General features: G+C 70.8%; 10 protein-coding genes. 4 read left to right on the top strand and 6 right to left on the bottom strand.

Annotated features, from left to right (window positions below; translation table 11 throughout):
• Window positions 1–79 precede the first annotated feature (79 nt).
• The 6 genes from ACFRKB_RS05830 to ACFRKB_RS05805 all read right to left on the bottom strand — a co-directional run bounded on the left by ACFRKB_RS05830 (window position 80) and on the right by ACFRKB_RS05805 (window position 8,164).
• Window positions 80–1,081 carry a glycoside hydrolase family protein gene (locus ACFRKB_RS05830; protein WP_383103616.1) on the bottom strand — a complete coding sequence of 334 codons (1,002 nt, stop codon included), beginning with the start codon at window positions 1,079–1,081 and terminating at the stop codon, window positions 80–82.
• A gap of 120 nt (window positions 1,082–1,201) precedes the next feature.
• Window positions 1,202–2,482, bottom strand: coding sequence for a TRAP transporter large permease (locus tag ACFRKB_RS05825; RefSeq protein ID WP_383103615.1), 1,281 nt, complete (start codon window positions 2,480–2,482; stop codon window positions 1,202–1,204).
• Between the two features lie 4 nt (window positions 2,483–2,486).
• The gene (locus ACFRKB_RS05820; RefSeq protein ID WP_383103613.1) at window positions 2,487–3,080 is read right to left on the bottom strand and encodes a hypothetical protein; all 594 of its coding nucleotides are present in this window, start codon (window positions 3,078–3,080) and stop codon (window positions 2,487–2,489) included.
• Entirely contained in the window at window positions 3,077–5,206 is a 2,130-nt protein-coding gene (locus ACFRKB_RS05815) for a hydantoinase/oxoprolinase family protein (protein WP_383103612.1), read from the bottom strand. The genes ACFRKB_RS05820 and ACFRKB_RS05815 overlap by 4 nt, the downstream gene beginning before the upstream one ends.
• A 154-nt stretch (window positions 5,207–5,360) precedes the next feature.
• Window positions 5,361–6,974, bottom strand: a complete 1,614-nt coding sequence (locus ACFRKB_RS05810; RefSeq protein ID WP_383103611.1) for an FAD-dependent oxidoreductase — start codon at window positions 6,972–6,974, stop codon at window positions 5,361–5,363.
• A gap of 92 nt (window positions 6,975–7,066) precedes the next feature.
• Window positions 7,067–8,164 (bottom strand): LacI family DNA-binding transcriptional regulator, encoded by a 1,098-nt coding sequence (locus ACFRKB_RS05805; protein WP_383103609.1) that lies wholly within the window; start codon window positions 8,162–8,164, stop codon window positions 7,067–7,069.
• A 209-nt stretch (window positions 8,165–8,373) separates the two neighbouring features.
• On the opposite strand from ACFRKB_RS05805, the gene ACFRKB_RS05800 reads away from it, so the two are divergent.
• The 4 genes from ACFRKB_RS05800 to ACFRKB_RS05785 all read left to right on the top strand — a co-directional run bounded on the left by ACFRKB_RS05800 (window position 8,374) and on the right by ACFRKB_RS05785 (window position 12,657).
• The gene (locus ACFRKB_RS05800; RefSeq protein WP_383103608.1) at window positions 8,374–9,345 is read left to right on the top strand and encodes an acetylxylan esterase; all 972 of its coding nucleotides are present in this window, start codon (window positions 8,374–8,376) and stop codon (window positions 9,343–9,345) included.
• Window positions 9,346–9,509: 164 nt separating this feature from the next.
• Window positions 9,510–10,823, top strand: a complete 1,314-nt coding sequence (locus ACFRKB_RS05795) for an ABC transporter substrate-binding protein (protein ID WP_383103607.1) — start codon at window positions 9,510–9,512, stop codon at window positions 10,821–10,823.
• Window positions 10,820–11,779, top strand: coding sequence for a carbohydrate ABC transporter permease (locus ACFRKB_RS05790; protein WP_383103606.1), 960 nt, complete (start codon window positions 10,820–10,822; stop codon window positions 11,777–11,779). Before ACFRKB_RS05795 ends, ACFRKB_RS05790 begins: the two co-directional genes overlap by 4 nt.
• Entirely contained in the window at window positions 11,779–12,657 is an 879-nt protein-coding gene (locus tag ACFRKB_RS05785; RefSeq protein ID WP_383103604.1) for a carbohydrate ABC transporter permease, read from the top strand. Before ACFRKB_RS05790 ends, ACFRKB_RS05785 begins: the two co-directional genes overlap by 1 nt.
• The last annotated feature ends 4 nt before the right edge of the window (window positions 12,658–12,661 follow it).

Below are 12,661 nucleotides of genomic sequence, written 5' to 3'. Positions count from 1 at the left end.
CGTACCGGCGGGACCTGGACGAGTACGTCCGAAGTCCCGTCTGCCCTGAGGGCGGACGGCGCTACTTCCGCAACACGCCCTAGCCGCGGGCGACGGCGATCGATCCCGCGAGCCGCTCGCCCGCCTCGTAGACCATGTACGGCACTCCGCCGTCCGTACCGAAGCTCGGAGCGGCACTGCGGCCGTTGTCCGGGGCGCCGGCGGCGGAGTTGTAGAAGACGCCGAGGTGGTCGCGGCGCGTGAAGTCGTTGCCGACCTCCGTGATCATGAGGTCGCCGCCGCTCTCCTTGTCCTTGTTGTAGACCACGTACGCGCTGCCGTTACGGGTCAGCAGATGCGGGCCGCCGACATTGACCGCGCCGACGTCCGAGTGGCGTACGAGCGGGGTCTGATCGAAGGTCCAGTTCCGGCCGTCCGGTGACCAGCCCCAGGCGATGTCACGGTGGTTGGTGGTGTTGTTGAGCATGAAGAGCATGACGTAGCGGGCGTTCCTCGACGGCAGGTTGTGTGCGAAGACCCGCGCGTAGGAGGTCTCCGTGGACCCGGCGGGCATCATCGAGGTCGACAGCACCACCTTGTCGTAGGTGAAGGTGATGCCGTCCTTGGAGCGGGCGAGCCGTGTGGTCGTGTTCTCGCCGTGGAAGTAGAGCCACATCTCCTTGGCGTCCTCGTTCCACAGCACATGGGGGGACGAGACATGGCTGACGGAGTAGTGGGGCTGCCAGGTGCGCGAGACCAGCGGATTGGCCGGGTACTCCGTGAACGGGCCTTCCAGGGAGTCGCCGTACGCCAGGCAGATACCGCCGGGCGCGTCGTGCGGCGCGTAGTAGAGGTAGTACCGGCCCAGCGCGCCCGCGATCCGGCCCGCCGTCCCCCGGACGCACGGGAAGATGATCTCGCCGGTCGGGTTGTACTTCAGCCGGGAGGGCGTCAGCAGGGTTCTGACATAACGGTAGTCGGGGAATCCGCCGGGGGCCGCGGCGGCGCTCGGCGCGGTGCCGACACCGGCGGCCAGTACGGCCGAGGTGGCGACGGCGCCGCGCAGGAGGATTCGTCGGCTCGGGTTCTGCGGCTCGGTCATCAGGTGCTCCGTTTCAGGAGTGTTGAGTGACAGGAGTGGCGCGTGGCAAAAGTGGCGCGTGGCAGGAGTAGGGCGTGCAAGGGGTTGCGCGGACGGGCGGTCCGGACAGCGGTGCGGGCGTCAGAGGTATGTCGCTGCGGTCACGGTGAATCCACCGAGCGCGACGAGCCAGACGTACGGCAGGGTGCGCGCCATCACCTGCTGAGGGGTGACGCCCGCGTACTGCGCGCTCCACACCGTCTGGGTGCTGGTCGGGTCCGCGACACCGAAGACCTGGTTGTACGAGGTGGCCAGGCCCAGCACCGCCACGGCCGGGTAGATGCCGGCCACGATGAGCACCCCGGCGATACCCGCGCCGAGTCCGAACACATTGAGCGGGCCCCGGTAGAGGCAGAGCGGTACCAGCAGGGTGAAGACCAGGACGAACAGCACGGGGTTCTGCGGGCTGACCGCCTTCACCAGCGGCGCCAGCGCCGCCACCGCGCCCGGCAGCTTCACCGCGGCGAGCAGGATCCCGATGGCGATGAAGAGCACGATCGGCGCGGCGGCGGTCTCGAAGCCGCCGTAGAGCGTGCGCAGCAGCCGCTTGTTCATCTCTCCCGGCCGGGTGGTGGTGACCAGGGCGTACACCACACCTGCCAGCAGCGAGGGCACGATGGCCACGTCCAGGCCGAGCGCGAGGATCAGGGGCACGGCCGGGGTCAGCAGCGCGTACCAGGGCGCGTCGCCGAGCCGTCGGCGGCGTGAAAGCGGCTTCTCCGGAACGGACGTGAGCGACCAGGCGTGCTCGGTGCCCTTGCGCCGGGTCTCGATGAGGACGAACAGGACCGCGGCGGCCAGCGCGAAGGGGAACAGCTTGACCATGAAGCCGCGCACGGTCGGAACGGGCAGTTCCAGCGCGCTGGAGAAGAACTGCCAGACGGGCAGTTCGAAGGGCATCCCGGCGGCGATCCCCATCAGGATCGTGCCCGCGGCGGTGACCTTCGGAATACCGACGGCGATCATCGCCGGGATACCGATGATCCCGGCGAGCATCGCGGCCGGCGCCGAGCCGGTGACCGTACCGACCAGGGTGGAGACGGCCAGCACACCGAGGGCGACCACCACGGGCCGGTCGCCGCCGAATTCGACGATCTTGCGGACGAGCGTGCCCGCGATCCCGGTCTCGTCGAGCAGCCTGCCGAGCCAGGAGCCCAGCAGGATGGCGATCATGGTGGCGGCGAGGGCCGGGGCGCCCTCCTGGAGCACCGTGTCCAGCAGACTGTTCTCGCCGGTCGGCGGGGCGCCCGAGGCCAGCGCGATCGCGAGGGCCAGCAGGACGAGCGCGAAGGCCGTGGGGAGTTTGCGGCTCAGCATCGCGGCCACCCCGGCCGCCATGATCAGCAGAATGACGACGCCCATGGCGTTACTTCTCTCTTCCGTGCGTGGTGGCCGTGGCCGCGAGCGCGGCGGTCAGCAGCAGAGGGCTGCGGCCCAGTCCGCACACCGTGCGGGCGTGGGCATGGGCGGCGATCTCGTCGGCGCCCGCGACATGGCCGTACGCCGTGTGACGGCCGAGGCGGAGCACGACATGGCCGAGGGAGCGGCGCAGAGCGGCCTTGTCCGGTCCGTGGTGCAGCCGTTGGTGCACGGCCTCATGGGCGAGGGCGGCGGCGCGTACGGAGCCGACGGGGTACCAGTCGCGCCAGCCGAGCCGGTCGACCAGCTCCTCGGCGGCCGCGAGCGTGTCGGTGTACAGCTCGACGGCCGGCGGCCGGGAGGTGTAGCGGGCGATCAGTCCGCGTTCCATGCCGCCGTCGCGCTCGGTGATCCGGGCCGTGCACCGCGCGGGTTCGAGCGCGGCGCCGAACTCCTCGGCGGCGTACGCCCATTGGCGCAGCAGTCCCGGATCGCGGCCCTCGTGGGTGGGGGTGGCGGCGAGGAGGCGTACGGCGAACTCGATGTCGTCGAGTTCCGCCAGTTCGCGGACGGCCCGCCCGAGGGTGACCGTACGGGTCATGTCCGTACCTCCAGCACGGCGATAACGGGTTCGTCGGCGGCGCGGGTCCGGAGTTCGCCCCGGGCGAGGGCCAGCAGCGGCCCCGGGTCCAGGACCCCCGAGAGGTCGGCGATCCTGGCGCCGATGAGGAGGCGCAGCGCGGGCGCACGGACGCCGCCGTCACCGTACGAGGTGGCCTCGCCCACCAGCCCGGCCAGTACCCCGGGGGCGCGGCCGGCGGTGGTGGTCTCGACGCGGGCGTCGGCCGCGTGCAGCCGGACGACGCCGTCCGCGTCGACCACCCGCACCGGATGGCGGGGGGCGCGGAACCGGCGGCGCACTTCCGTGCCGTACACGGTGTGGGACGGGGTGTCCGCCAGAATCCGTACCTCGGCCGTTCCGGTCCTGAGGCTGGCGGCGGCGGCACGCAGCCGTTCGTCCGCGTCGGCGCGGTGGGCGCGGTCCTGGGTGCGCAGTTCGGTGGCGCCGGTGGCGACCGCGCGGACGGTGTGGGTCTGCGGATCGACGGTGACCTCGACCTCGACGCCGCCGGCCGCCGCGCCCTGGGCGATGACGGCCCGTTCGGCCTCGGCGCGTACGGCGAGGATCTGTTCCTGGCCCGCGCCCGGGATGATCCGTTCGATCTGTTCGCGGACCAGCGCGAGGGCGACCCCGATGGGGCTGATCACCTCGCTGTGCCGGGCGATCCTGCCTTCCTGCCCGGAGACCGCGGCCAGATGCGGGGTGACGGACGCGGCGCCGCCGCCCCCGCCGACCAGGACGGCGTTGTCCTTGTCGAGCCGGTAGTCGCGGATCATGGCGTCCACCACGGCCTTCACCTGGCCGGTGCCCGCGTCCAGGACACGGGCGGCGGCGGTGGCCACATCGGTGCCCAGCGCGGCGGCGAGCGGGGCGAGCGCGGCCCGCGCCACCTCCTGGTCGCAGCGGGCGAAGTCCCCTTCCGGGACGCGTCCCAGGGCGTTGGCGGCGCAGGTCATGGTGAGCGCGAACCGGCCGCCCGCGGCGTCGAGCACCGCGTAGTCGGCCGGGTCGTCGTCCATCGGGCTGACGGTGGCGAGGGTCGCGCCGCGCAGTTCGTCGAGGGTGGCGAAGCAGGCGTACGGCAGCCCGGCGATATGCGCGCTGCGCGGGCCCACCGTGGTGACCTTCCCGCCGCCGGTCCGCACCATGGAGCCACCGCCGACCCCCACCGTCCTGACATCCAGAGCGGAGAGACATGACGTCCTGCCGAGGATGGTGGCGTGCCGTACGGCGACCCTGCCGCGCCGTACGACACTGATGTCGGTGGAGGTGCCGCCGGTCTCCAGGAACAGGCCCTCGCTGATCCGCTCCCCCATCAGCGCGCCCGCCACCCCCGCCGCCGGTCCCGACAGCACGGTCAGCAGCGGTCTGCGGCGCATCTCGTCCAGGGACATCACACCGCCGTCGCAGCGCATCACCATCAGCGGGGCGCCGACGCCCGCCTTGGTGATGGAGGCGTCGACCAGATCGGCGGTGGCGAGCATCCGGGGCAGGATCGCCGCGTTGACCACAGCGGTACGGGTCCGCTTGTGGAGCCCGTACAGCGAGGTGATCTCGTGCGCGGCGGTCAGCGGCAGGTCCCGGCCGCGGGCCGCGTCGAGTACGGCGTCCTCGCCCTCCGGCCGGTCCACGCTGAACGGCTGTGTGGCCACCAGGACTTCGGCCCCCTGCCGTACGACGTCGTCGACGGCGCTCCGTACGGCGGCGGTGTCATCGGGGTCGCGAACATGCGCGTAGTGGAGCGGGAGCCGCTTGCCCGGGGTGAGTTCGAGCTTGCCGAGGGCGGCGAGCCTGCGGGTGAGCGTGGCGCCGGGGCCCGAGCCGATACCGATCAGTCCGACGGTGGCCACGTCACCCTCCAGCAGGGCGTTGGTAGCCTGGGTCGTGCCGTGGGCCAGGAAGGCGACGTCCTCAGGGGCGTGGCCGGTACGGTCCAGCAGTCGGTCGAGCGCTTCCACGATGCCGTGGGCGACGCCGTCCTCGTGGTGGTGGCTGGTGGGAACCTTCACCTGCCCCAGCAGTTCGAGGGTCGTGGCGTCGACGGCCACGGCGTCGGTGAAGGTTCCGCCCACGTCGATGCCGACGCGGATGCGGTGGGTGGTCATGGTATGGGCACCTCCTTGTGCACGGTGGGCAGGTCCTGACCGGCCGATGCGGTCGGCCGGTCAGGACCGGTACGCGGGCGGTGGGCCGGGCGGGGCAGGTGGAGCTGCTTCCGTCCGGCCGTCCCCGTCCGTGGGGGCGGGACGACGACGCGCGTCAGTAGCCGCGTACGTCGGGCCAGTTGCGCTGGATTCCCGCGCGGTCGAGTACCGCGGCGAACGCGTCGAACCGCTTGTCCTCGGACTGGACCTGGTGCGGTTCCACGCCTTCCGCGAGACAGTGGGCGGCCAGGGCACCGGCCACCTCGCCGATGTTCCACTCCACCGGGTGGAGCCGGTAGCAGCCATTGGTGATGTGGGTCGTGCCGATATTCTTTCCGGCGGGCAGCAGATTGCGGACGCGGCGCGGTACGAGGGCGCCGAGCGGGATCTCGAAGGGCACGGAGCCGATGTCGACATAGGTGTCGCCGCCGGTGGAGGGGTGCAGATCGATGCGGTAGTTGCCGACGCCGACCGAGTCCCGGTAGCGGGTGCCGCCGTACGGACCGACCAGATCGATCGCGACATCGTGTTCGGTGATGGTGGTGACCGCCTTGATCCGGCGCGACTCGCGTACGTACGGGGCCTTGGCGAGGCCGTCAGGGGTGCCGGTGACATCGGGACGCGGACGCAGCCCGGGAAAGCCGGTGCCGCCGTCGGCGCGCGGCGCCTCGGTCTGGAGCCAGTACAGGACGGAGAGCGACAACTGCCGTGCCCCGGCGACGGCTTGGGCGGCGGTCTCGGCGCCACCGCCGATCAGCGGCTTCAGCCAGTAGTCGTTGAGCGGCCAGTTGACCAGGGTGATGTCGGAGTCGAAGGCACCGTCCCTGTGCAGCTTGCGGGCGAGGATCCGGCGGAAGCCCCACAGCTCCTTGTCGCCCGCGTCGGCGCTCTGGTCGGCGTTGACATCGAGCGGGTCGAGGTCGGGGTTGGGTACGAAGGTGCGCGGTACGGCCTCCAGTGTGCGGGGGTCCGGGGCGAGAAAGCCGAGCAGCGGCCCCGGCCAGAACTCGGGCCGGTAGGAGCGCCAGAAGTCGTAGTCGGCGGGCTTCTCGATCGTGTGGTCCTCGCCCTCGTGGTGCGAGAGCGCGAAGCAGACGGTGATGCCCTGCTGGTTGAGCGGCTGGGCGGTCTCGGGGGCGTGCGGCTCGCCGTACTCGGCGCGGGACTCCGCGCCCACCGCGTACTCCACGCCCGCGAGTTCCAGCAGCTCGCCGGTCTCGGTGGCGTCGATGACATAGCGCGCGGCGATCGTGCGCCGGCCGCCGTCGCGCAGGCTCTCGACGGTGACGCTCCGTACGGTGTCGTCCTCGGCCGCCTCCGCGGCCACCGGCCGGTGCTCGGTGAGGAGCGTGAGCCGCCCGGAGGAACGGTGGGGCGCGAGCATGGACTCCATGACGGTGAGGGCGACGCGTGGCTCATGACAGAGCTTGCTGACCCGTCCGGCGCCGGGGTTGAGGGAGGTGAGGGCGAGCGCCTCGGCCCGCATCGGGTACCACCGGCGGTAGAAGTCCCGGATGGATTCGCGTAGTTGACGGTACGAGGCGGTGGTGCCGAACCGTTCGACCCAGGGATGCTCGTCCGGCGGGACGGCCTGTGCGGTGAGCTGGCCGCCGATCCAGTCGGTCTCCTCGGTGAGGACGACACTGCGCCCGGCACGGCAGGCGGCGAGTGCCGCGGCCACGCCGCCGAGTCCGCCGCCGACGATGAGAATGTCCGGTTCGGGTATCACGGATCTCCTTGCGGTGCTGTGTGGTGCGGTGTGGTGCAGTGCTGTGTGGTGCGGCGCTGTGTGGTGCGGCGCTGTGTGGTGCCGGACAGGGTCTAAGGGGCAGGGGGCGGTCCGGCGGTGGCACCGGCCCTGAAGACACAGGACACCAGCGGCTCCGTGGCCTCCTCCCCCGCCACCAGCGCGGCGAGCAGACGTACCGCCGCCGCGCCCAACCGGGTTCTGGGGATGTCGAATCCGGTGACCCGCGGACCGTCCGCCAGGTCCGGCGGCGGCGAGCCGAGGAGCGCGAGCGAGACCTCGCGCGGGCAGTCGACTCCCGCGTCACGGACGGCCGTACGCAGCGCGCGCCAGGCGCCGCCCGTGTCGGTCTCCTCCGCGACGAAGGCGGTGACTCCGTCGTCGGTCCATCCGCGCAGCCGCTCCGCGGTCAGTTCGCGTTCCGGGGCGGCCGAGCGGAAGACCGCCGCGGGGCCGCCGGGCAGGCCCGCCGCCTCCAGCCCCTTCAGGAAGCCGTGTTCACGGTCGGTGGAGGCGGGCGCGTCGTCGTCCTCGCGGATGAGCACGATCCTGCGGTGGCCGAGCGCGGCGAGCCGGGCGACCACCTCACGGCTGGCGCTGACGTAGTCGGCGCCGACCCAGGCCAGGCCCTCCAGTTCGTCCCTGCGGCCGATATGGACCACGGGGAAACCGTCGGCGACCAGCCGCCGCAGTTCCCCGGCCGGCGCGTGGCGGCCGAGGAAGAGACAGCCATCGGCCAGCCGTACCCTGCTGAGCGCGTCCGGCCCGGCGGCCCCCGCGCCGCCGCTGCTCGAACCGGTGAAGAGCACCAGGTCGTAGCCGCGCGCGGCGGCCTCCTGCTCGATGCCGACCAGGAACGGGTAGTACGAGTGCTGCACATCCGTCGGGAAGGTGGCGGTGAAGCTGAAGACGCCCAGCAGGTCATTGCGCGCCGCCGCGAGCCTGCGGGCCGCCGGATCGGGTACGTAACCGAGGCTGCGCGCCGCGTCCAGCACCTTGCGCCGGGTCTCCTCGGAGATGGTGGCGCCCTGCCTCTTGCCGGCGAGTACCAGCGAGACGGTGGCCTGCGAGACCCCGGCCAGCCGGGCGACCTCGGACTGGCGCGGTCGCGCGGTGCGCCCGGCCGGAGCCGGGGCGCGGCCTGGCCTGGAACGCTTCCTTGGTTCGTCCACCGGTGCTCCTCGTGCTCCCCAGAAATCAATTAATGCGTATTAGTGATGCGCATTAACGTGCACTGTGGACCTCCGGGCGATCGGGGTCAAGAGGGCGGACCGGACTTCTTTCCGGGGCTCCGTCCGGGACTTCTGCCCGAGTGGCCCGCGGTCGTACGGTGTGATGCCCCATCCCCCGCGACCCGTTCCCCTCGACAAGGCGGCTGCATATGTCCCTGTTCGACCTGCCCCTCGATGAACTCCGCGACTACCGGAGCCGGTCCACGGAGCCGGAGGACTTCGACCGGTTCTGGGAAGCCACCCTCGCCGAAACGCGCGGCCACGATCTGGGCGCCCGCTTCGAGCCCGTCCCGACGGCGCTCGCCACGCTGGACGTGTTCGATGTGACCTTCGCCGGGTTCGGCGGCCATCCGGTCAAGGGCTGGTTCGTCCTGCCCGCGGGCACGTCACAACCCCTCCCCATAGTCGTGCAGTACCTCGGTTACGGTGGCGGGCGCGGTCTTCCGCACACCCATCTGCTCTGGGCTTCGGCCGGCTTCGCGCACTTCGTGATGGACACCCGGGGGCAGGGCAGCGGCTGGAACGGCGGCGACACCCCCGACCCGGTGGGCAGCGCGTCCTCGTACCCCGGCTTTCTGACCCGGGGCATCGAGGACCCGTACGCGTTCTACTACCGGCGGCTCTTCGCCGACGCGGTGCGCGCCGTGGAGGCCGCGCGCTCCCATCCCCTCGCCGACGCCTCGCGCACGGTCGCCCTGGGCACCAGCCAGGGCGGCGGGATCACACTCGCGGTGGGCGGGCTGGTGCCGGATCTGGCGGCGATCGCGCCCGATGTGCCGTTCCTCTGCGATTTCCCGCGCGCGACGACGTTCACCGACCGCCATCCGTACCGGGAGGTGGGCAACTACCTCAAGACCTACCGCGGCAGGACGGCGGACGCCTGGCGGACGCTCAGCTACTTCGACGGCGTGCACTTCGCGGCGCGCGGCCGGGCTCCGGCGCTGTTCTCGGCGGCCCTGGAGGACAGGACCTGCCCGCCCTCCACGGTCTTCGGGGCCTTCAACGCCTACGCGCACGAGGACAAGTCGATCGAGGTGTACGACTTCAACGACCATGAGGGCGGCGGCCCGTACCAGGAGGCCGCCCAACTGGCCTGGCTGGCGGACCGGCTGACTCCCTGACCGGCCGCCGCGCCCGGCCCCCGCCGTCCCGCCCCGTCCCGCCCCACCCGAGGACGAATCGATTCGATACAGCTCTTGACCGGCACCATGCGTTAACCCTAGGTTTCCTGGAGAAAGCGCTTTCCGACAACGATGTCAGAGAACGTTCACCAGGAGGCACGGTCATGAGACCGCCCGGCCCGCCCCGCACCGCCGCCCTGGCGGCACTCTCCGCGCTCACCGCGTTCGTCCTGCTGCTGACGGGCTGCTCCGGCGGAGGGTCCGCCAAGGGCGGCGGCATCACCCTCACCTTCAGCTGGTGGGGCAATGAGAGCCGCGCCCAGCGCACCAACGAGGCCGTACGTCTCTTCGAGAAGAGACATCCGGGCGTGACGGTTCGGACGTCCTTCGCCGCCTACGAGGCGTACGTCCAGAAACTCGCCACCCAGGCCGCGGGCGGCGATCTGCCCGATGTCGCCCAGCTCGACTACCGCCAGATATCCCAGTACGCGGGGAGCGGCACCCTGCTCGACCTCACTCCCTACATCAAGGACGGCACACTCCGTACCGGCGCGATGGACCCTGGTCTGGTCTCCACCGGCCGCTACGGACCGGGGCAGTACGCGCTGCCGATGGGGCAGGGCTCCACCGGATTCGCCTATGACGCCGCGGTGTTCGCGAAGGCCGGGCTCAAGTCACCGGAGCCCGGCTGGACCTGGGAGGAGTGGGCCGACGCGGGCCGCGCGATCAGCGCGCTCGGGCTGAAGGGCCCGGACGGACGCCCGTACACCGGCGTCACCGATATCGGCGTGAACGAGGACGCGTTCGAGAACTGGCTGCGCGGGCACGGCAAGAAGCTCTACGCCTCCCAGCACCGGCTGGGCTTCACCGCCGGCGACCTCACCGCGTTCTGGACGTTCACCAACGGGCTGCGCGGGGAGGGCACGGCCTCGCACGCCAAGGACACCTCCCAGATCGGCGGTGCGGTCGAGGACGGCCCGATGGGACGCGGTCTGGCCGCCACCGACTTCACCTGGGACGGGCCGTTCCTCGGCTATGCCCCGCTGATGGGCGACGGCGTCCATCTCGCGCCCGTCCCCACGGTGGACGGCAGGGCGGGTCAGTACTTCAAGCCCAGCGTCCTGATCGGCGCCGGCGCCAACACCGAGCACCCCAGGGAGGCGGCGGCGCTGACGGACTTCCTGCTCAATGACCCCGAGGCCGGGAAGATCCTCGGTGTCACCCGCTCCACCCCGCCCAACCGCGATATCGCGCGGTCGATCGGCGCGGACCTGCGGGGCCCCGAGAGGGAGGTCTTCGAGTACGGCAGGAAGATCGCCGCGTACGGGGTCGATCCGCCGCCGATGGCACCGCCCCGGGGTGATGTGGTCCTCCAGGTCTCCTTCACCCGTATCTACCAGCAGGTGATCCACGGTATGCAGAGTCCCGCCGAGGCGGCCCGGGAGTTCGTCGCCGAGGCGGAGAGGGAGCTGCGATGAGCCTCACCAGGGATACACGTCAGGCCGCGTCCCCGCCTCCGGCCACGGCGCACGAGCGCCGGCGCACCCCGCGCCGCGAACGCCAGGGCCCCGCCTATGTCTTCCTCTCCCCCTGGATCCTCGGCGTCGTCCTGCTGACGCTCGCGCCGATGGCCGTCTCGCTCTATCTCTCCTTCACCGACTACAACCTCTTCGACGCTCCGAAGTGGGTCGGGCTGCGCAACTACACGGACATGCTCTTCGAGGATCCCCGCTACTGGCGTTCGGTCGGCACCACGCTGATCTTCGTGGTGGTGGCGGTCCCGCTGAAGCTGGCCCTCGCCCTCGGGGTGGCGATGCTGCTGAAGAACATGCGCTCCGGCAAGGGCTTCTACCGCTCCGCCTTCTACGCCCCGTCGCTGCTCGGCGCCAGTATGTCGATCGCGCTGGTCTGGCGGGCGCTGTACAACGACGGCGGTACGGTCGACGATCTGCTCTCCCGGATCGGTATCCACACCGGGGGCTGGGTCGCCGATCCCGATCTGTCGGTGTTCGTGGTGGCGTTGCTGGCCGTCTGGCAGTTCGGCGCGCCGATGGTGATCTTCCTGGCCGGGCTCCAGCAGATACCGGGCGACCTCTACGAGGCGGCGGCGCTCGACGGCGCCGGGCGGTGGCGGCAGTTCGTCTCCGTCACCCTGCCCATGCTCTCCCCGGTCCTCTTTTTCAATCTGGTGCTGGAGACCATCCAGTCGTTCCAGGTCTTCACCCCCGCCTTCGCGATCAGCGGGGGCAAGGGCGGCCCGGCCGACTCGACCATGTTCTACACGCTCTATCTGTACGAACGCGGCTTCTCCGCCTCGCACATGGGTTATGCCTCGGCCATGGCGTGGGCGCTGCTGCTCGGGATCGGAGCGGTGACCGTCGTGCTCTTCAGGACATCACGTTCCTGGGTCTTCTACGCCAACGAGGGGGCCTGATGTCCACCGTCGCCGTCGGCAAGCGCGACGCCCGTACCCGTACGGGCCATCGCGCCCGCCGGATCGCCCTGCATCTGGCCGCCGTCCTGATCCTGCTGGTCCTGCTCTATCCGCTGGTGTGGCTGCTCGCCACCTCGCTCAAGCCGGCCGACGAGGTCCTGACCAGTCTGAGACTGCTGCCGAGCCGGCTGGAGTGGAGCAACTACAGCACCGCCCTGGACGGGGTGAGCGGGGTGAAGGTCTCCACGCTCCTCGGCAACTCCCTGCTGATCTCGGCGGGTTCGGTGCTCGGCAATGTCATCTCGTGCGCGCTGGCCGCCTATGCCTTCGCCCGGCTGCGGTTCCGGATGCGGGGTGTGATGTTCGGCTTCATGGTCGCCACGATGATGCTGCCGCACCACGCGGTGCTGATCCCGCAGTACATCATCTTCAACCAGCTCGGCATGGTGGACACCTACTGGCCGCTGGTACTGCCGAAGTTCCTGGCCACGGAGGCGTTCTTCGTCTTCCTCATCGTGCAGTTCATGCGGGGGCTGCCCCGCGAGCTGGAGGAGGCGGCCAGGATCGACGGCTGCGGGCCGTTCCGCTCCTTCTGGTCGGTGGTGCTGCCGCTGACCCGTCCGGCGCTGATCACCACGGCGATCTTCACCTTCATCTGGAGCTGGAACGACTTCTTCACCCAGCTGATCTATCTCTTCGACCCGGAGAAGTTCACCATCACGCTGGCTCTGCGGAACTTCGTGGACCAGTCGAGCCAGTCGGCGTTCGGCCCGATGTTCGCGATGTCGGTGATCTCGCTGCTGCCGATCGTGCTGTTCTTCGCCGCGTTCCAGCGCTATCTGGTGCAGGGCATGGCGACGTCCGGGCTGAAGGGATGAGCGC

Origin of the sequence: Streptomyces scopuliridis (assembly GCF_042790125.1) — a bacterium.
GTDB classification, from domain to species: domain Bacteria; phylum Actinomycetota; class Actinomycetes; order Streptomycetales; family Streptomycetaceae; genus Streptomyces; species Streptomyces scopuliridis_A.
The sequence above is the reverse complement of the archived record's forward strand: the minus strand, read 5'-3'. Positions and strand labels throughout refer to the sequence as shown.